General features: G+C 51.2%; 11 protein-coding genes. 3 read left to right on the top strand and 8 right to left on the bottom strand.

Annotation, left to right across the window (positions count from 1 at the left end; genetic code table 11):
• Positions 1 to 199: 199 nt before the first annotated feature.
• The gene (locus IC230_RS08885; protein ID WP_191038649.1) at positions 200 to 1,636 is read right to left on the bottom strand and encodes a RagB/SusD family nutrient uptake outer membrane protein; all 1,437 of its coding nucleotides are present in this window, start codon (positions 1,634 to 1,636) and stop codon (positions 200 to 202) included.
• Between the two features lie 27 nt (positions 1,637 to 1,663).
• On the bottom strand, positions 1,664 to 5,146 hold the full coding sequence (locus tag IC230_RS08880) for a SusC/RagA family TonB-linked outer membrane protein (RefSeq protein WP_191038648.1): 3,483 nt from the start codon (positions 5,144 to 5,146) through the stop codon (positions 1,664 to 1,666).
• Between the two features lie 435 nt (positions 5,147 to 5,581).
• On the opposite strand from IC230_RS08880, the gene IC230_RS08875 reads away from it, so the two are divergent.
• The 3 genes from IC230_RS08875 to IC230_RS08865 all read left to right on the top strand — a co-directional run bounded on the left by IC230_RS08875 (position 5,582) and on the right by IC230_RS08865 (position 8,234).
• Positions 5,582 to 6,202: a class I SAM-dependent methyltransferase gene (locus IC230_RS08875; RefSeq protein ID WP_223860519.1), complete on the top strand. Its 621-nt coding sequence runs from the start codon at positions 5,582 to 5,584 to the stop codon at positions 6,200 to 6,202.
• A 217-nt stretch (positions 6,203 to 6,419) separates the two neighbouring features.
• Positions 6,420 to 7,613: an MFS transporter gene (locus IC230_RS08870; protein WP_191038647.1), complete on the top strand. Its 1,194-nt coding sequence runs from the start codon at positions 6,420 to 6,422 to the stop codon at positions 7,611 to 7,613.
• A gap of 300 nt (positions 7,614 to 7,913) precedes the next feature.
• Complete coding sequence (locus tag IC230_RS08865) at positions 7,914 to 8,234, top strand: DMT family transporter (RefSeq protein WP_191038646.1); 321 nt, start codon at positions 7,914 to 7,916, stop codon at positions 8,232 to 8,234.
• A gap of 106 nt (positions 8,235 to 8,340) precedes the next feature.
• Here IC230_RS08865 and IC230_RS08860 read toward each other — a convergent pair whose 3' ends face one another.
• From IC230_RS08860 to IC230_RS08835, 6 genes are all read right to left on the bottom strand, one after another.
• Positions 8,341 to 11,181: a PQQ-dependent sugar dehydrogenase gene (locus tag IC230_RS08860; protein ID WP_223860517.1), complete on the bottom strand. Its 2,841-nt coding sequence runs from the start codon at positions 11,179 to 11,181 to the stop codon at positions 8,341 to 8,343.
• A gap of 325 nt (positions 11,182 to 11,506) precedes the next feature.
• Positions 11,507 to 13,384, bottom strand: coding sequence for an aldolase/citrate lyase/malate synthase family protein (locus IC230_RS08855; RefSeq protein WP_191038645.1), 1,878 nt, complete (start codon positions 13,382 to 13,384; stop codon positions 11,507 to 11,509).
• A gap of 76 nt (positions 13,385 to 13,460) precedes the next feature.
• Complete coding sequence (locus IC230_RS08850; protein ID WP_191038644.1) at positions 13,461 to 15,869, bottom strand: TonB-dependent receptor; 2,409 nt, start codon at positions 15,867 to 15,869, stop codon at positions 13,461 to 13,463.
• Between the two features lie 101 nt (positions 15,870 to 15,970).
• Positions 15,971 to 17,230 (bottom strand): MFS transporter, encoded by a 1,260-nt coding sequence (locus IC230_RS08845; protein ID WP_191038643.1) that lies wholly within the window; start codon positions 17,228 to 17,230, stop codon positions 15,971 to 15,973.
• A 69-nt stretch (positions 17,231 to 17,299) separates the two neighbouring features.
• Positions 17,300 to 18,775, bottom strand: coding sequence for an NAD-dependent succinate-semialdehyde dehydrogenase (locus tag IC230_RS08840; protein WP_191038642.1), 1,476 nt, complete (start codon positions 18,773 to 18,775; stop codon positions 17,300 to 17,302).
• Positions 18,776 to 18,777: 2 nt separating this feature from the next.
• A complete protein-coding gene (locus IC230_RS08835) occupies positions 18,778 to 19,905 on the bottom strand; it encodes a zinc-dependent alcohol dehydrogenase family protein (protein ID WP_191038641.1) in 1,128 nt (375 codons plus the stop codon).
• Positions 19,906 to 20,016: the final 111 nt, after the last annotated feature.

The raw sequence follows: 20,016 nt of genomic DNA, 5'->3' as shown, positions 1-20,016 counted from the left end.
AAACGATTTGCGGAAAGAATACTCTCAGAAGGATTCCAAGACCCTAGCTCGGTATGACGGCTGCGGCCGACCGTCCCGCTGGGGTCAAATGTTTATAGCACCTCGTTATCTCTATAGACATCTGACCCCGACGGGACGGTCGGCCGCAGCCGTCATACCAACATACCAGAGTCCTATACCTATTTGCATTAATCATCCCCTAATTATACCCCGGGTTTTGAGGGAGTACAGAAGGGTTATTGATAATCTGTATTTCGACCAGCGGAATCGGGAATAGCGCATTATACGGCTTGAAACCAAGGGGTGCCATTACAGTCGTTAACCGATCCGTTCGGGCCAGATCAAACCAGCGCACGCCTTCCATCGAGAGTTCATAAACGCGTTCATCGTAAATTTTGCTACGTAGCTGATCTTTGGTCATGGTCGTGTACGCGGGCATTTTGGCGCGGGTTCGTACCTGATTCAGATACGTAAGCGCGGCATCCGTCTTCCCATTTTCGTTCAACGCTTCGGCCAGCATCAGCAACACGTCGGCATACCGGATCACTTTCCAGTTTACTTTGCTGTCGTTCAGCGTATTGGTGATGGCTAAATATTTCTTGGTGAACGTAGCGATCTGCAAAAAGCCCTGAAAAACGCCGTTATTGTCCGTGTATCCTTTCGCGACGGTCACATCGCGCCGGGGATCTTTCGGATCAAACGAGTCGAACAGCGCCAGCGTTGGCGTATTCTGTTCACCGGCTCCCCCTTTGATTCCGTAAAACGTTTCGGCTAGTGAGTTGGCCGATTTAGGCAGGAATTTATTAGAGAAGCCGCTGCCCGCACCCAGATTACCATCCTGATATTCAATATCGAAGATGTATTCGCTGTGATGTTCATCCTTCGTGTAATCGAACAGGTCATTGTAATTGGCCAGCAGTGAATACCCGGACGTTGTCACTTCCTGTAACTTCGCTTCCGCTTTGACAAAGTCTTTTCGGGTCATATACACCCGACCCAGAATAGCTTTGGCGGCTCCTTTTGTGGCTCTACCGACGTCGACGCCCGTATATTTTGCGGGAAGTTTCGCTTCGGCATCCAGTAAGTCCTTGACGATAACTTCATCGTAAATCTTATCGACTTTTTCGCGCGTTTTCGTATAGCCCTCCTCAATTGTTGTCGGTTTGGTGTTCAATGGAACGTCGCCAAAAATGCGTACCAGATCGAAGTACGCGAATGCGCGCAGAAATTTAGCCTCCGCTACATGACGATCTTTGTTCGTTACAACGGCTGGATCGGCTACTTCGATACTTGACAAGACCAGGTTGGCCCGGTTGATGGCGCTGTAATAATTTCGCCAGGTCGAGATCATCAAATTGGCATCACTATTCATGTTAAACTTGTCGACCGAAACCAGAAAAGCGTCATTGCCCAGCGCGTGCCAGGAACCGTCGCTTCGCAGATCACCGAAAATCCAGAAATCCTGGTACTGGTTGCGGAGGGCGCTGTAAATACCGACAACAGCATCCTGAAAATCTTTGTCCGTTTTATAAACAGCATCGACGCTAACCGTCGAAATCGGATTCAATTCGATAAAGCTTTTCTGGCACGACGTCGCCAGCATGCTCAGTAGTAATAGGCAGACAGTCTTTTTCATCTCGTTCCTGTTTAGGGATTCACTACGTTAAAAACCGACGTTTAAACCAACCATGAAGCTTTTCTGCAACGGATAATCGTTGGCTTCGACACCCGGTTGCAGGGGATTCTCCGTTGTGCTGGATTCCGGATTAAACGCGGTGTACTTCGTGAAAATGAATGGATTATTGGCGTTCACATAAACCCGAAGCGAACTGAGCTTCAGCCGCTGCGTAATGGAGCCGGGCACTACGTATGCCAGGGTAATATTGTTGACCCGCAGATACGTACCGGTGTCCAGAAAGAGCTGACTAGGCAACCGAACCCCACCCGTAGGCGTATCGTTGGGGCGGGGTGTTTTCCCGTCGCCGGGGTCCTGCTCCGATTTCCAATAATTGTTGCTGAAGGAATATCCACGAACGCGGGCCCGGCCGCTATTTCCACCACCCCGCGACGTATTGTAAATCATGTTTCCCTGCGAACCTTGCAGACTAACACTCAGGCTCAGGCTTTTATAGGAAACGCGGTTGGTCATACCGTAAAAAAAATCGGGATACGGTGAGCCCATAATCGTTTTATCGGCGTTCGTGATAACGCCATCGCCATCAATATCAACGAACCGTACGTCGCCCACGCGCGAACGATCACTTCCGCTCGGGTTGTAAATGGGTCCCCGGTCTAATTCGGCCTGGGTTTTAAAAATACCATCGACCTTCCAGCCAAAAAACATACCAATCGGCTGCCCAATCATAGTGACACTATTACCGGAGTAAATTGGGTCTCCCTGTGGGCCAAGTTTTACGACCTTATTGCGGTACGTCGACAAATTCAGATCCGTTGACCATTTGATTTTTCGATCAATATTGACCGTGTTCAAGACAAACTCCCAGCCCGTATTCCGTACTTCCCCGATATTCTGTAAAGCGGTGCTGAATCCGGTATTGTTCGGGATGTTTACGTTCAGCAACAGATCCGTATTTCTGGACTGAAAATGATCGATGGACAGGTTAAGTCGGCTGTTAAAAAAACTGGCGTCAGCGCCCATGTTGATGGACTTCTGCTTTTCCCAGGTTAAGTTCGGATTCGCAATCCGACCCGGTGCAATGGCCGTAGCCACGGTTCCGCCCAGCCCGTAATTTTCGTAGTTGACGGTAGCGTACTGATCATAATTTCCGATGTTGTTATTGCCCGTTTCGCCGTAGCTAAGCCGTAGTTTAAGCTCACTAATATTCCGTATATTTTTCAGAAAGTCTTCGTCCGAAATACGCCAGGCCAGCGCAGCCGAAGGAAACAAACCGTATTTATTCCGGGCTCCAAAACGCGACGATCCATCCGTTCGGATGGATGCCGTTACGTAGTATTTACTGTTGTAATTGTAGTTGACCCGGGCCAGGTACGACAGCAGCGACCACTCATAAATCGAAGCCGTTCCGTTACTGATCAGACCGCCCACCGCGCTTAGGGTCGGCACCAGGTTATTGGGAAATTTATTGCTGCTCATATTGCTGACTTCGCCACGTTCTTTCTGGACGGTGTAGCCCGCTAAAGCAGCAATCGAGTGTTTGTCAAGGGTTTTGGTATAGTTCAGTGTGTATTCGGTAAGCCAGTTGGTAATCATGGAGGCATTGTCGGAACCATTGGGCAGCTCATTGGCAAAATAAGCCCGCTGCGGCCGGAAATACATTCCCTTATTATTCAGGACACTGCCACCCAGCAACACGCTGAACTTTAAATCGTTGATGACCTGATAGTCAACACCAACGTTACCCAACAGACGCAGGTTTTTTTGAGACGTAACGGTTTCCTGAGCAACGGCCAATGGGTTATAAATATCCGCCATATCAGCCAGGCCAGCGTAATTAAAATAGCTTCCATCCGGATTCAGCAGCGGGCGAAAATTATGTACCTGCAAAGTAGATGCAACAATGCCCAACGTAGCGGCCGTACCACCACTTACACCCGTTGACGGCAATGAACGGAGATCTGTATACGACGGATTGACACTAACGCGCATTGCCAACCGTTTCGACAGTTGGGCGTCAATGTTGGTTCGGAGTGAATAGCGCTTGAAACCGCTGTTAACGATAATCCCGTCCTGGTTAAAATACTCTCCGCTTACGGCATATCGAATATTTTCGGAACCACCCGTAGCCGACAACTGAATCTGACGCTGCGGAGCCGTAACGAGTACTTTGTCCAGCGAATTCTCATCTGTCGTGTTCCGTCCCTGCAGTACGTCCATGATGATGGCAGGCACTGGCGTTGCCCAGGCGGTCGGTGAGCCCGATACGTCCCGGCCAGCATCCAGATTTTTATTCCGCATACCATCGTAGAAGAATTGTGCCTGTTCCAGTGAATTCTTCATGATAGGCACTTTCAGTACACTTTGCCAGCCGTAATACGTATCCAGAGACAGGTTTGCCTTACCGGATTTGCCCCGCTTCGTGGTAATAATTACGACCCCGTTTGACCCGCGGGAGCCATAAATGGCCGTGGCCGACGCATCTTTCAAAATATCCAGGGTTTCGATGTCATTCGGATTGATGGTCTGGATATTATCCGTAGGAAACCCATCCACTACGTATAAAGGGGTAGCTCCGGCTGAGATGCTCCCGATACCGCGTACACGAATTTGTGGGGCTGCCCCCGGTTCGCCCGAAACGGTTTTCACCTGAACCCCTGCCACGCGCCCCGCCAATCCCTGTTCGATACGGGTTACGCCAAGATCCTTTACTTCTTTGGCACTAACCACCCCTACCGAACCGGTTAAATCTTTTTTCTTGACGGTGCCATACCCCACCACGACAATCTCATCAAGGGTTTTATTATCAGCCGTTAACGTAACGTCCACAGTCGTTCGACTACCCACACTGATTTCCTGGGCCAGATACCCAACGTAGCTAAAGATTAGTATGGCTGCTTCGGTCGGTACGTCCAGTTTATAGTTCCCTTCGGCATCAGACGTGGTTCCGCGCTGGGAACCCTTGACAACAATACTCACACCCGGTAAGCTCTCCCCTTTTTCGTCCGTTACGGTTCCCTGAACGGCAATATCCGCCAGCCTGTTTTCCAAAGACACTCCAGGTACAACCAATGACGACTCGCGTCTATCAGCTTCGGGTTCAGGCCGCTCGGCTGATTCGGGTGCGACAACCGACTCCGGCCCGCTCCCGGTTTCAACCCGGCCGGATGGTTCTTTCGACATCACTACGTAACCTCCGTTTTTCACCTTTTTATAACGAAGTCCGAGCGGTTTCAGAATGGCGCTTAAGTTTTTCTCAATACCTGTGTTGAAATTGACCGTATTACCCGTCACCACAAGCCCTTCGACGTTCCGGTCGAAAAACAGAATGTCAGTCGCGTAATATTCCTGTAGCTTTTTTAGAACATCTTTTAATTTCTGCGGAGAGGCTTTCCACAGTTTTTCTTTCTGGGGAAGTTGCTGCGCTTTTGCCAGCACCTGCGAAAATCCGGGCCGTACTCCTCCCAGCACCACCCCAATCAGAAGTAGCATACGAAACAGTTTGTTCATCGTTTGGTAAGGGTTTTTCGTTAGCGATTTATAGATCGATTTCTTTCATGACTATTACACACAGTTCTACCGAACCTCGCTGGTAAGTTGTATTCCAATCCGTTGCTGCCTCTATTCAAAGTAGCTTATGACCAACTTCATAATCAAGACGATTAAGCATCAAATAACACTTAGTCTTTTTTACTTATTTTTTCAAAAAATTGAATTTAATAAGGCAGGAGACGATTGATTTTACCAGCGATAGATTGGACGACTTGTCAGCTTACATGGGGATTTCCACTAAAAATGGGGTCAACTGGCTAATTTAGGATACAGTTGTAGAGTAATAATCCTACGATGCTGTTGCAGCCAATAGTTAACTCAACTTCACAATAGTAAAGAATTCGCGGCAAACGTCTCCTAATACGGGCGTGGCTGTTGCCCAACGTAGAACAAATGGAAATGAAGTCTATACCGGGGACAAAAGGATATGCGGATGTTGCCCCAAAATTTATTGAAGCTACAACAGCCATTGACTTCACGAAATTGCATCAGGATTTCTTACCGTTTATTCCTAAAGTGGCAGGTCGCATTTTGGATCTGGGAGCCGGTATTGGAAGAGATGCCTTTGAATTTTCACAAAGAGGACATTCAGTTGTCGCCGTAGAGCCTACGGAAGAATTTCGAATAGTAGGAAAGAAGTTATACCACTCTCCAATGATTGACTGGATTGATGACTGCCTACCAAAGCTTAGCCTACTTAGTGATCAGGCTAACCAGTTCGACTTTATTCTGGCATCAGGTGTGTGGTATCATCTTGACGATGAAGAACAAGCTATGGCCATGGAAAGAATAGCCTCCCTGTTGAAAATAAATGACATTGTAGCCCTTTCGCTTCGCCATGGCCCACCCGGCGCAGGAAGCCACTTTTTTCCCACAAGTGGCAGGCAAACCATACAGGATGCTTACTGTTCCAGGCTAACCACATTAATGTGTATTGAGAATCAGCCGAGCCTGATGCAACACAAAGAAAAAGTGTCCTGGACAAGGTTGGTATGTCAAAAACAGGAACGCTAGGAAGGCCTACGTTGGGTAGTCTTGCCAAAACGGGATCGCAAAATCCCACGGCAGCGTTCACTTACTTTCCACTCCAAACAAGCTCAGTGATTGTACGAAAGAAGGTGTTACCTCAGAGTATTATCAGGAAAAGTCGTGCCCCTACCCATGCGACTAAAATCGGAGCTGAATACTCATTTTTTATACATTTGGGAATCACATTTATATTTATCGTGGAATGGATATAGCCATACCATCAGTACGTGTATCAAAGGCTCGCATAGCCACCCAATTGATTTTTCTGGTTTGTGGGCTGGGGATGGCCAGTTGGGCTCCGATGGTTCCTTATACTAAAGATCGGTTAGCGTTAAACGACGCCAATCTGGGATTGTTATTGCTGCTGTTGGGCGCTGGGGCTATGCTGATGATGCCTACCTCGGGTTGGCTGGTGAGCCGTTTCGGTAGCCGCATCATCATGACTGGTGCCGTGGTGATTATGGCTATTGCTTTGCCGCTGCTGCTCATCCTGCCCTCCACTGCGGCCACAGCGATAACGTTATTTATGTTTGGAGCCGGCGTTGGTGCCATTGACGTATCCATGAACTCCCATGGTGTGCAGGTGCAGAATCTGTACGGCAGCCCCATTATGTCGTCCCTGCATGGTCTCTTTAGTGTGGGCGGCCTGTTCGGTTCGCTGGGATTGGGATTTTTGATTAAGCTGGGACTCAATCCAGTCTACGCCATTGTCAGTATTGCCGCGTTACTGATCATCATTACCATCACCCAGTACAAGCACTTATTTCCCGTTGCTGTTGAGCGACAGGTTATTGCTCAGTTTTCCACTACGAAGGAGAAGCCAACGGAAGGTAAGCAGCGGTTCGGCTGGTTGCACAGTAGTGTCTTGTTCCTGGGACTGATGTGCTTTGCCGTTTTTCTGGCCGAAGGGGCCATCCTCGATTGGAGTGCCATCTTTCTACGGGACGTCAAAGGAATCGAACCAGAGTTGGTAGGGACGGGCTATGCCGCTTTTTCCGTTGCTATGGCCACAATGCGGTTAGTAGGCGATAAAATAGTGGCACGTCTGAACAGCAAAACAGTCGTGGTGGGTGGCAGTTTACTGAGTGCAGTGGGCCTGTTGATAGCCATTCTGAGTCCCTGGGTATACGGAGCACTGACCGGCTTTGTGCTGCTGGGCCTGGGGGCGGCCAATATTGTACCAATATTTTTCAGCGCAGCAGGCAGACTGCCCGGTATTGCTCCCACAGTCAGTATATCGGCCATCACGACGATCGGCTATACGGGTATGCTGGCAGGCCCGGCTTTACTGGGCTTTATCGCCTATCATTTTTCACTGAGTATTGCATTGGGCAGCTTAGCTTTTTTGCTGTTGCTGGTTGCCCTGAGTTATGGTATAAACGGGAAAGCAAGTTAAATAACCGCTCAGGAAAGGGTGTATTCTGACAGCTTATCATACTCAAAATGAGTTTATACCCGTTAAGGCTCTATTCTCACCAACCCCTCGTGGTTGCTGCACAACTTTGTCATTCTTGAGTAAGCCGGAATAAAAGCTTTCAGAAAAAGTAGTTAGCCCGGCGGATCAGATAGGCTATATTTGCAACCTCGTTTGAGAATCCTTTATCCCTTAGAGGATTCGTGGTAACCAGGAGGACGACCTCCCCCACAATGGGAAAATAATTCGGGACGACCCAGTTTCTTAACAGAGGTCAGAGTTATGTCCTGGACTTATTTAGTTGTCGCTGGGTTGTTAGAGGTCGTTTGGGCCTACTTCATGAAACAGTCGGAAGGGTTCACCCGCCTTATTCCATCTTTAATTACCATAGCTGCCATGATCGGCAGTTTTGGATTACTGCTTATAGCCATGCGGACGTTACCGCTGGGCACCGCCTATACCATCTGGACAGGCATTGGAGCAGTAGGCGCATTTGTGGTTGGGATTCTCTTTCTTGGTGAACAAATCAGCGTTACTCGCTTTCTAGCGGCTTTTTTACTTATTGCTGGCCTTATTCTGATGAAACTCTCATCGAACCATTAACCTGCTATCGGTCAAAAACTTCATTTTGAAAATGAGCACAGTTGCTGACCTAAGCCACGCAAGGATTCGGTCTGTTTTAGTAAAACTATCCCGCATGAGAACCCTGTTATTTCGTTACGTCGGCTGGCTTGAACGTAATAGACGTTAGTTGCAGCAATACCTGATTGGGTCGGGCAGCGGGGTTTTTAACGACGAAGTAAACGTCATGAATGCCCGCAATCGGGGCTGATTGGATAGTTATGGTTGAGCGTTGCGTAGTTGATGAACCGGCCGACAAACCGGGAGTTCGACTACTGATCATGGGGGATTCGCCAACACGTTTCCCCGCCGGCGAATCTAACCGCATCTCCACGATGCCTCCAGCCGCATCGGCCCGCGCCGGAGCCTGAGCTGCTACGTCGATATGGTCAATACCCGTCAGGTCGAGTTGTGAGTAGCCTAGATAAGCGCCGGACCCGATCATGTAAAACGGTCGGTTCTGGGCCGTAGTCTGTTCGGTGCCTTTTGTCGTATCCGCCTGTTCGGGCAGTAACACTGGACTAAGTAGCACCACAACTTTTTCCGCCGAAATGGGGGAAACGTCCGGCGCTCCTTTATCGGTGTAGGCAGCCCGAAAGATGAAAACGCCGGTGCTGGTCTGGCCTTCGGGAATAATAAACGGATAACTTCCTGATGTGGGCAGCGATTTGGCCGTTTTCGGCTCTTCGGACAGGCTTAGAATGTACGTCACGATGGTCGAAGCATCCGTCAGCGAGAGTTGCGGATGCGCACTCATGGTAGCTTCACTCCAGATGCCGCTTCCTCCGCTGATCACCTTCCGGGCCAGCCGCTCTACGGCGTTGGGATCGCCTTTGTATTTCCGGGCGATGTGTTGATACGCTGGTCCGACAGATGGCCGGTTGATCGAGTGGCAAGCCCGGCAATCGCTCTCGGAAATGAGTCTTTGCGCAGTGGCGTAACTGGCTGTCATGTCGGCGCTACGCTGATTCATCGCCACGGTTACCCGGTCGAAACGTTCGGGCAGATACTCCATACTCACCGCTACCTGATCGGGCGTGATTTGCGCCGGGTTCGACAAACTTCCATCTTCCCGATCCGATACGCTCACTGCATACTCAATCGACTGGTTTGGAAAGAAAAACGTTTGATTTCCTTTCAGCGTAATCGCTACAGCAGGCGGCTCGTTGCCTGCTTTGATCTCCAGTGTTTTGCTGTTGCTGGCTCCTTTGGCGTCCGTTACCGTCAGTCGGGCCGTATATACTCCCGCTTTATCGAACTGGACCGTCGGATTGGCCGACGTAAATGTCTGGATGGTGCCACCTGCTTTTGGCGTGGTCTGCCACTCGTAAATCAGCGTGTCATGATCATAATCCGTTGAGCCTGCCGATGAAAACGCTATGTTAAGCGGAACGACTCCGGCGGTTTTATCAGCCGATGCCTGCGCGACGGGCTTCCGATTACCACTGTTGTATTCGATCCGTACCAGTCGGGCATTGTCATTTCCCTGAAACCAGGCACTACCGTATTCCAGCAGGTATAAATCGCCACTGGGCGCAAACCTCATATCGATGGGGCTGTCGAAACGCTCGTTGGGAAGAAACCGCTCCATAGCTACGTAGTTGCTCTGTGCATCCAGGGTTACGGACATGATCCAGCCCCGCATGAAGTCGGTGATCAGCCATTTACCCTCGTAATAATCCGGGAAGGGACGCTGGGCGTTTTTAAAATCGCTTTTGTGGTAAATAGGTCCACCCACCGCGCTTCGACCGCCATTGCCCATCAGCGGGAACTCGTCCGAAGCCCGGTGTGAATACCAGATCAGTGCTTTTTGAGCGGGCGGCAACTCCCGTAACCCCGTGTTGTTGGGCGAGTCATTGATCAGTTTAGCCGGGTTGAATTGTGCTCCGACTTTTCCAGTAGTGTAGTCCCGGTCCCAGTACGCTGCGTTGTTACCCACTACGTAGGGCCAGCCAAAATTACCGGCTTTCCGCGCCTGATTAAATTCATCGTACCCATACGGACCAAGTCCAACCGAATCTTTCATATCAGGGCCCACTTCGCCCCAATACACGTAACCCGTTCGGCTGTCGCGGGAAAGCCGCCAGGGATTCCGTAGACCCATCCCGTAAATTTCCGGACGGGTTCGGCGCGCTTCCCCGCCGGGATCGCTACCGTTTGGCTGTCCTTCCGCAAATAAATTACCCTTCGGAATCGTATAGGAACCATCTTGCTCAGGGTGAATCCGAATCAGTTTCCCCCGCAGATCGTTTGTATTAGAGGATGATTTCTGAGCATCCCAGGCACTACGTCCTGGTCGCTCATCGATGGGCGCGTAGCCGGAAACCAGACTGCTGAATGGACTGGTGTTATCGCCCGTGAGCAGATACAGATTTCCCTGTGGATCGAACACCATGCCGCCCCCGGTATGGCAGCATTCTTCACGCTGGGTTGGAATTTCCAGCAACACTTTTTTCGATTCTATCACTAGCCGATCGTCCAGCATCTCGTACCGAGCCAGTACGTTTTTGGATGCATCCGGGTCCGAGTAATACAGGTACAGCCAATGATTCTGCACAAAATTCGGGTCGGGGACAATGCCCAGCAGGCCATCTTCGGCTTCCCGTACTTTTCCCTCCCGGTTCGTATAGGTGGTATTGACCGGAATCGTCGCGACCACGCTAATCCGGTTGGTCGTAGGATTGTACTGATGAATGGTTCCTTTCCGTTCGATGAACAAGACGCGGCCGTCCTCCAGCGGAGCCAGCGCCATCGGTTCGTTCAGTTTCTCCGCCAGCACGACACGGGTAAACCGATTCGCTTCGGGTCGGGCCGCGTTCGGTCGGACCGGGCCACGCTTGGCCACGTTCGGCTTATCGGCATCAGGCCTCTTCATAGAGAGAAGGCCCGTCAGACCAATTAAGAGCAGGATCAGCCGCACTGTTGCCATGCGTATCGATAAGACTGTTTGAAAATCCCAAAGGACAGTTAAGTTCTTGTTTATATACTCCTAAAGCCCCCTTCAGGGCAGGGCCGTTGAGTTCTCGTATTTAGCGTCACTTTTCGTGTAGCCCGATCCCGAAGGGATCACATGTTTATAGAAAACCCCAATCATTCACCCGTATCCAGCATGCCGAAGGTATGCCACAATCGCTGGGGTGGCATACCTTCGGCATGCAAAGCGCACAGGAAGCTATTTCCCCTATAGACATGGGATCCCTTCGGGATCAGAACGTAACAACCCTACCCTTCAGGGGATTTAGAGGTGAACGCATTCAGGCAGCTACAAAATCAAGGTTTTCGGTGATCCGTTTCCCTTCGTTCACCAACGTATCCATATATAACCGGATGCGGTCTTTGGCTTCGTCCAGGTCCGTATTGTTCAGATTGATGTTCAGCAAATCGATGAACCAGGGCGCTTTGACATCACTTAGTACGTACACCTCAGCAATCTCCTTCGAAATTGGTAACGTAGTGGTTTTTGAGGCATCGAATACGTCTTTATTATCGGCCTTCAGCAGTTTTTCGTACTCTTCGTCCAGTAGTTTTTTGTACAGATCTGTCGAAAAACCATCACCCGCTTTAACACCCGTGGCCGCATCAGCTTCGGTCAGAACGGCCCCTTTATGTAACCACTCCCAGAGGATACTCAGCCGGATTTCACCCGTAGCCATATCTTCCATCAGGTACAGAATGTCGTCGTTACCGAAGAAGTCTGCGGCTTTCAGCGCAGCCGCCTGCATCCCTTGTCCGAAGGCATTTCCGTATTGCAGCGCTACGCTCAATAGATTGCGGGCGCCCCGAATGTCGGTCGGTGCCGGTTCCAGTTGCATCAGGCCATCGGCGTCGGCCTGGGTATAGGTCAGACGAGGGAATTCGCGGCCTAACTGATTCGGTTGCCCCACTTTCTCCCAGACGGGTCGGACGATATGAACCATTTTCCAGTGGGCCACCCATTTGCCACTGGCGCCGGCCTGCTGCTCCCGCTCGGCTCCGGCAACGGCTTTCGCCATACTGGCCGACACGCCCGCTTCTGAACCCACCGGAATGTTAGGCTCCATGCCGCCCTGCCAAAGCGCAAAGTTGCCATTGAGATCGGGCGTATTGACGGCCCGGCGCACGCGATCTTCGTAATTTCGCATGTAACCGTAGGTCATGGTAATCGCTTCGATGTTGGGATTGACGAAGCTTTTGTCCCAGGCCAGCGCGTCCGATACGCTGTTGATGTAATCCCAACGACCGGTATTGTAACCCACAAAATGCTTGCCCAGCGCAGCCCGAATTTCCATCAGTTGATGAGTGGCCTCTAACTGTTCGACCAGTACATAAACTTTAACCGTACCGACTGCCAGACCCAGGTGATTTTCGAGCGCACTGATGAGTGCATTCCAGACACCTGCTTCCTCAGCAGTCTGAATTTTGGGCAGGTACAGCACAATGGACGAACCCGCCTGTTGCAGCGCCTGATAATTGTTCACGACGTAGAGCGTCAGATCCACGATCGAAGCGGCCATAGATTCTCCATCGGCATCGCGGATATGGCGGTCATCAAGATGCAGTCCCCGCGCGCGGAAAATCTTGGTCGTGAAATTCAGTTGGTCTTCCCAGTTATCAATTGTTTTTCGACCCAGGAACGACTCGGCCCAGCGGTTTATCTCAGCAGCCACCTGTTTCGCTACGTTCAGAAAGAGCGGATCTTTGTGAATGGCCAGTTTGAGGTTACGCTGGTTGTCGAGTGACATGATCGTAATCTGTCCCAGGGCATCTTCCCCATCGAACATCCAGCCGTCAGCGCCGGACAAAAGCGCATACGCTACGTTCCGGATGCTACTTTCGACCGGAGCGTTGGGTTTAGCTGCCGGACCCGTTCCCTGAATCCATTGCCGCTGTAAATCCGCCGGAATGGCCGCTCCTTCGAACTTGCCATCGCGGGCATCCTGGACGTTTATATCCGTTCCGGGAATGGTGCTTTGCGGGTCGAGGAACGTAATGCGCTCGTGTTGCTGCTGCCGCCGGGCCCGACGCTGCATGCGCTGGTCCATGACCTCTTTGATCCGTTTGTTGAAAGGAGCCAGAACGGCGAGCGCTTCCTGGGCTTCGGGCGTGTAGACGTCGGGGTAAAGGTCCTGTAGATGAGGGCGAATGTTAATCATAATTGTCAGGGTTGTCGATCGTATTAGTCAGCTTAGTAACGTACCGGTTTGCGGTCGGATGTAAAGGTACAGTCATTCATAATTTTATGCCGAACGAAAGTACGGCGCTACGTCCATCGGAAGACCAGATACCGGCCCCCGGATACATCGTCGGACGTTTGGTAAAGTATTGTTTATTAGCAATGTTGTTGATGCCCAGGCGAAGCGTGTAACTCTTGGTCAGTCGCAGGGTAGCGTTCACATCCCATAGACTATAGGCCGGAACAAGGCCACGAGCGGCATTTGCCGATGGCGTAACGGTATTCAGCGGATCGGCGAAACTCGCGCCTACGTAGCTGTATTGCAACGTGGCAAACAATTTCCGGTGCTGAACCTGAAGCCCGTTTCGCGTAATCCAGGTCGGCACCCCTTCGAGTTTATTGCCGACGATGCTGGTGTTTTCATTATTATTGATCGCACTACCTTTGCTATACGTAGCGTCAAAATAAGACGTTGACGTGAAAACCGAAAACTCAGTTGGTAGCCCCAGTTTGTGATCGATGTGGATGGGTTTATACTCCGCGTAGAGTTCAACGCCTTTAGTCAGCGTATTGCCCACGTTAGTTCGTAGCAGATAGGCCTGACTGGTGTTGTCGTTCATCGAAAGCATACCCATCCGGTTGTTGTACAGCAGTTGAAAAACGCCGATGTCGTAGGTCAGTAACGAGCCGACATTTCCCGTAACCCCAGCTTCGAAATTATAGCCAAAGGCGTCTTTCAGATTTTTATCCACCTTTTCCAGCACCGAACCCGGAATGATGTCTTTAAAGACAACAGGGCGATACGCCTGCGATATACCAGCATAAAATTTCGTGGTTTCGTTCGGACGATATTGCGCGTTGATCCCGAAAAGAGGGAAGCCGTGGCGAATACTGTTGGGCAAATCAGCGGGCGCGTAGTACGAGATGGCTCCGGTCATATCGGTAGAACCGCTCTCGATACGTATGCCGGGTGCTATCGTTACTTTCGGAGTTATGTACAGCAGGTTCTCCAGAAAGAACGCAATGTTTTTCGTGTTCATGTACAGATCGCGCCCGAAAGCTGGATCGGTCACGCTCAGGTCGAAGTCACTGCCGGTGGTTCCCTTTCCGAGTTGACGACGCCGGAGGTTGTTGTGCATGTACTGAACGCCAGCCGCCATAATACTCGTCAGACCAGCAATTCGATACTGATGTACCAGCCGTAGCTCCGACGTAAAGCTGTTGAAATTATCAATATCGACCTGACGAGCCCGGTACTGATTCGTCGCCGGATTGATCGTATCGACTACCGTCGCAAATGCATCCAGCATGACGCTGTTCCGGTCGCCGTACACACCCGAGTTGGTCCAGCGAAGCCGGGTCGACGGGCCGATTTTCCAGTCCAGCACCAGCGACGGCACGTAGATGTCGGGGTTGAAATAATTACGGGATCGGGTCGACTGGCGCGGGTCCTGCGCAAATTGGGCGTCGGTCAACGGGCCGGGAATCTGAAATACGTACGAGGAACGACCCAGTTCAGCTTTCACCTGCAATGATTTGCTGAAGGCATAGGTCAGACTAATAAATTGGGATTCAGCATCCGAGCGGGCGTTTTTCCGGTAGCCATTCGAATGTCGAATCTGGTAATACGCCGAGTACGTCAGCTTCCCAATTTTCCCGCCGATGGCATTGTAGGAACTGAACAGACCATACGAACCGGCTGTATTGATGCTCTCGAAGCCAAACGCACGGCTGGTGTCTGGTGCTTTGGTAACGTAGTTGATCATGCCCCCAAACTGCGCGCCATATTGCAACGAAGCCGATCCGCGCACCAACTCAATCCGTTCAATCGACTCCATGGCGGGGCTGTAGTGACTAGCGGGGTAGCCGTACATATCGGAATTGGTAATGACGCCATTCTGCCGGATGTTGTATTCCCACGACCGGTGAGGATCGAGCCCCCGCGTCGAGATGTTGATCTGGTTTCCGCTACCATCCATATCGTAGACAAACACACCCGGAATTTTGGCAAAAATCTGTCGTCCGGTTTTCTCGGCGATATTGCCATTTACCGATTCAAGCTGAACAACTTCGTTCTTCTTGCCAGCAGTCAGGTATACGTTGTGTACGTCGGGCAGTCGCTCCACCTGAATGCTGTTTTTGCGCTCTTCGATGGTAACCTCATCCAGGTTATAAATTCCTTCTTTCAACGTAACGGCTATCGGCGATGGCTGTCCGTCTGGCACGGTCACGTTCAGCTTCTGGCTGTTGAATCCTACGTTCGAGATCAGCAGCGTGTACGTACCGGGCAGCACCGCTTCAATGGCAAACGTACCGGTCTTATCCGTAACCGTCCCTTTCTTTAGTTCGCTGATACGTACCGAAACACCTTCAAGACCTGACCCCTGTTCGTTGGTGATTCTGCCCGTAAGATTCGTTTGCGCCAGCGCACAATGAACGGTTAGACTGATCAGCATCGTAAGCATTCTTTTTACAGAATTGCCAGCTAACGAATCCAAAAATCCAGTACAATAAAAACGTTTCATACGGTAGCCGTCAAACAAGTTGAACATTCGTTACGTACTAATCACTCTTCCAGAAAATTGAGGTCTTTACCAAACGTTTCTTCCATCTTCCAGAGACCGAGATAGGCCGTCAGAATGGTTAGTGCGCCCAATAAGGCCGCCCCGTTGATGATACCTAACTGATCTTTGAACAGCAGGAACAATGGCGTCATGATGTTGATACTTCCCCGCACAAAATTTGGCACCGTGGTGGCGACCGTGGCCCGGAGATTGGTGCCAAACTGCTCAGCGGCAATGGTGACAAACAAAGCCCAGTAGCCGACACCGAAGCCCAGGGCTACACAAATCGCGTAAAACATCGTAGCGGATTGAAACGGTACGTACAGGTACACCACTACCAGCGAAGCAGTCCATAACAAAAACAAGCCCAGCACCTTTTTCCGACTATTCATGTACTGGCTGAACACGCCACTCGATAAATCGCCGATGGCTAAACCGATGTATTCCCACATGACGGCTTTCCCGGCGACAATCGGTTCACTCAGACCCAGCGCTTTCCCAAACTCGGGCGAGAAGGTCATCAGAATGCCAGCCACAAACCAGACAGGCAGGCCAATCAGGATACAGCGCAGGTATTTCAGGAACTGGCTACTAGTGGCAAACAACTGTAAAAAATTACCCCTGGATACCGTTTCCCTGTCTTTGACTTTCGTAAAAATACCCGATTCAAACACACTGACACGCATCAGTAACAACAACAACCCCAGCCCTCCACCAATGAAATAGGCAATTCGCCAGGCAAACATATCGGCAATAAAATAGGCTAATACAGCGCCCAGGAGTCCAACGGAAGCGACCAGCGACGTACCGTAGCCCCGAATTTCTTTCGGCAGAATCTCCGCTACCAACGTAATGCCTGCGCCCAGTTCGCCCGCCAGGCCAACACCTGCAATAAAGCGAAGTAGTGCGTACTGATCGACCGACATAACAAAGCCATTGGCAATGTTCGCCAGCGAGTAAATCAGGATCGAGCCAAAGAGTACCGACAGACGACCCCGCTTATCACCCAGGATTCCCCAGATGATGCCACCAACGAGCAGACCAGCCATCTGGGTATTGATCAGGTAGATTCCCTGAGACAGCATAGCCGAGTCTGCAACACCCAGATCTTTGAGGCTTTGCACCCGAACGATGCTGAACAAAAGCAGATCGTAGATGTCGACAAAATAGCCTAGTGCCGCCACAATGACCGGAATCTGTAACAACTGACGTAGCAGCGACGGAGAAACCGATGGTCGGGATTTAGTGATAGGTTCGAGCATATCGTACGTTTTTTGACAGGATGAACAGTCGGGCCGACGTTCGGATGGACAGGATTAAACACAAATCAATCAGCTAATTCCGCCGAAGCACATATACTTGACTTCCGTGAAATAATCCATGCCGTATTTGGAGCCTTCACGACCAATGCCCGATTCTTTAACGCCACCAAACGGGGCCACCTCGGTCGAAATCATGCCGTCATTGATGCCGACCATACCCACGTCCAGCGCTTCGGCCACGCGCCAGCAACGGTTTATGTCCCGGCTGTAGAAGTACGAAGCCAGTCCATATGGGGTTGCGTTAGCTTGTTCAATGACTTCTTTCTCATCGCTAAAGCGAAAAATGGGCGCCACCGGACCAAAGACTTCATCCTGCGCAATGATCATATCGGCGGTTGCGCCGGTCAGAATTGTTGGCTGGAAAAACAACCCTTCCAGTTCATGCCCACCGACCATTATGTTCGCTCCTTTCGACAGGGCATCATCCAGGTGACGCTTCACTTTATCCAGTCCTTTTTCGTTGATCAACGGCCCGATCTGCGAGTCGACGTCCAACCCATTACCTACACGTAGCGCCGTTACGGCTTTTGCCAGTTTGCCGATAAATTCGTCATAGATTTTATCATGCACATACAGGCGGTTGACGCACACGCAGGTCTGGCCGCTGTTTCGAAACTTGGATGCAATCGCGCCTTTTACGGCAGCATCAATGTCGGCGTCCTCGAAGACGATAAATGGCGCGTTACCGCCCAGTTCGAGCGAGATCTTTTTCAGATTCGACGCACACTGCTTCATCAGCAGCTTGCCAGTAGCGGTCGACCCAGTAAACGAGAGTTTGCGCACTTTACTGTTTTCGCATAGCTCCAGGCCAACTTCAGCATTTTTTGAGGTGGTAATGGTATTGTAAACCCCCGGCGGGAAGCCCGCTTTTTCGGCTAACTCAGAAACAGCCAGGGCGGTCAACGGCGTTTCGGAAGGGGGTTTGACAATGACCGGACAGCCAGCCGCCAGCGCCGGGCCGACCTTTCGGGTAATCATAGCCAGCGGAAAATTCCAGGGGGTAATCGTTGCCGTTACGCCCACGGATTGCTTAACAACCACGATGCGTTTGTCCCGGGTATTGGCCGGAATCACATCGCCGTAGATACGTCGGGCTTCTTCGGCAAACCACTCAATAAACGAAGCACCATAGTCGACCTCGCCCCGGCTTTCGGTGAGAACTTTCCCGCACTCCATCGTCATAAGCCGGGCCAATTCTTCCTTATTTTCCAGAATCAGCGCGAACCATTTTTTAAGCATAGCAGCCCGCTCTTTGGCGGTCAGGTCCCGGTAGGCGGGCCAGGCGTTGTGTGCTACGTCAATGACCTGGCGAACGTCGTGCTGATCCATGTCGGTCACCGTGGCCACTACGTCGCCAGTAGCCGGATTGATGACGTCGAACGTAGCGCCACTGGCCGCATTTACCCACTGGCCGTTTACGTAGGCCTGCGTTCGGATGAGCGAGTTCGCTGTCTGAAAATCCTGATTCGTGCTGATCGAGTTCATAGCTAGAACGTAATTACCTGACGGATGGCATCGCCTTTGGCTAACCGTTCAAATCCCTCATTGACATCATCCAATTGCAGCTTGTGCGTCATCAGCTTATTGACCGGAAGACGACCCGCCTGATAGAGCGAAATGTAAGCCGGAATATCCCGTGCCGGAACGCAGCTACCGATGTACGAACCTTGCAGGGTTCGCTCGTCGGCAACCAGTTTCGTAGGCGATAATTGCATCATTTTACTGGGGTGCGGCAAACCCGCCGTGACGGTTTTTCCTCCTCTCGCGGTGGCGTAGTACGTAAACTCCAGCGCAGGTACGACACCGGCAAATTCGAATCCAATGTCCACTCCCCCACGGGTCAGGTCTTTCACCTGCTCCACGGCATTGGCCTCCGACGAATCGACAACCGCATGGGCACCCAGCTCCAGGGCTTTCGTCAGTTTATCCTTGTTCACATCGGCCACTATGATTTTACTGGCTCCTCCGGCCAGCGCACCCAGCAGAGCGGCAAAACCAATTCCGCCCATCCCGGTAATCAGCACGGTTTGTCCAAGGGATAATTTGGCCGTATTGATCACAGCGCCTACGCCCGTCATGATGGCACAGCCGAACAGCGCGGCAATGTCGAAGGGCAGGGTCGGATCAATTTTTACGATAGATTTTCGGGACACTACGCTATATTCAGCAAAGCCCGATACGCCCATATGATGGTGAACCAGGTGATGCTGTTGGTCCTGAAGCCGGGAGCCTCCACCCAATAATTCACCTTTGTTGTTCGCAGCAAGCCCGTTTTCGCAGAGCGCCGGACGACCCGTCATGCAGGGCATACAATGGCCACAAATGGGCAGGAACGAGAAGACCACGTGATCGCCAACGGCCAGATCGTGAACCCCAGGACCCAGCTCAACGACTTCACCAGCCGCTTCGTGTCCTAAGGCCATCGGCATCTGACGGGGTCGGTTTCCGTCGATGACCGATAGATCGGAATGGCAAAGTCCGGCCGCTTTAATCCTGACCAACACCTCCCCTGCCTGTGGTGGCTGCAAGTCGATTTCCTCAATGGTAAGCGGTTTACTGCTGGTGTACGGGCGGTCTTTACCCATTTCGTGCAAAACGGCGGCTCTGATTTTCATGTAATAGCGGTTTGTAATCGGTGATTATTTGAGCAGTTGGATCGGTACCACGGGCCGGGCCGCGTTCGGCTTCAGCCCGTATCGGATGTCAGGCGCTGTACGGGCTGAAGC

Source organism: Spirosoma validum (assembly GCF_014699035.1).
GTDB classification, from domain to species: Bacteria; Bacteroidota; Bacteroidia; order Cytophagales; family Spirosomataceae; genus Spirosoma; species Spirosoma validum.
This window is presented reverse-complemented; position numbering and strand designations above follow the sequence as displayed.

What these genes read in the sequence shown, in the direction of transcription:
- IC230_RS08845 (WP_191038643.1), bottom strand. Translation starts at nt 17,230, where the DNA reads ATGCTCGAACCTATCACTAAATCCCGACCATCGGTTTCTCCGTCGCTG.
- IC230_RS08870 (WP_191038647.1), top strand. Translation starts at nt 6,420, where the DNA reads ATGGATATAGCCATACCATCAGTACGTGTATCAAAGGCTCGCATAGCC.
- IC230_RS08865 (WP_191038646.1), top strand. Translation starts at nt 7,914, where the DNA reads ATGTCCTGGACTTATTTAGTTGTCGCTGGGTTGTTAGAGGTCGTTTGG.
- IC230_RS08840 (WP_191038642.1), bottom strand. Translation starts at nt 18,775, where the DNA reads ATGAACTCGATCAGCACGAATCAGGATTTTCAGACAGCGAACTCGCTC.
- IC230_RS08855 (WP_191038645.1), bottom strand. Translation starts at nt 13,384, where the DNA reads ATGATTAACATTCGCCCTCATCTACAGGACCTTTACCCCGACGTCTAC.
- IC230_RS08880 (WP_191038648.1), bottom strand. Translation starts at nt 5,146, where the DNA reads ATGAACAAACTGTTTCGTATGCTACTTCTGATTGGGGTGGTGCTGGGA.
- IC230_RS08860 (WP_223860517.1), bottom strand. Translation starts at nt 11,181, where the DNA reads ATGGCAACAGTGCGGCTGATCCTGCTCTTAATTGGTCTGACGGGCCTT.
- IC230_RS08850 (WP_191038644.1), bottom strand. Translation starts at nt 15,869, where the DNA reads ATGCTTACGATGCTGATCAGTCTAACCGTTCATTGTGCGCTGGCGCAA.
- IC230_RS08885 (WP_191038649.1), bottom strand. Translation starts at nt 1,636, where the DNA reads ATGAAAAAGACTGTCTGCCTATTACTACTGAGCATGCTGGCGACGTCG.
- IC230_RS08835 (WP_191038641.1), bottom strand. Translation starts at nt 19,905, where the DNA reads ATGAAAATCAGAGCCGCCGTTTTGCACGAAATGGGTAAAGACCGCCCG.
- IC230_RS08875 (WP_223860519.1), top strand. Translation starts at nt 5,582, where the DNA reads ATGGAAATGAAGTCTATACCGGGGACAAAAGGATATGCGGATGTTGCC.